We start from the raw sequence: 293 nt of genomic DNA on the forward strand, positions 1-293 counted from the left end.
CCGAACTTGGGTATACCTCCATGAAGGAAAAAGAAATATTTTATTATTATATGTATCGAATCCATTTTAAAAGAAAATGGAGGAGGTAGAGGGATTCGAACCCCCGCGCGATTCTCACCGCCTGTCGGTTTTCAAGACCGATCCCTTCAGCCGAACTTGGGTATACCTCCGAGACATATAATAAATAAAGTGGAGCCTAGCGGGATCGAACCGCTGACCTCCTGCGTGCAAGGCAGGCGCTCTCCCAGCTGAGCTAAGGCCCCATGTTTTTGAAAAATCGGGAAGACAGGATT

At 47.1% G+C, this 293-nt stretch carries 2 tRNA genes; both read right to left on the reverse strand.

Going from position 1 to position 293, the window contains the following annotated elements:
* Window positions 1-77: 77 nt before the first annotated feature.
* A tRNA-Ser gene (locus COI75_RS17305) sits at window positions 78-170 on the reverse strand.
* 20 nt (window positions 171-190) lie between these two features.
* Window positions 191-263 (reverse strand) — tRNA-Ala (locus tag COI75_RS17310).
* Window positions 264-293 lie beyond the last annotated feature (30 nt).

Origin of the sequence: Bacillus cereus (genome assembly GCF_002564555.1) — a bacterium.
GTDB lineage: Bacteria > Bacillota > Bacilli > Bacillales > Bacillaceae_G > Bacillus_A > Bacillus_A cereus_K.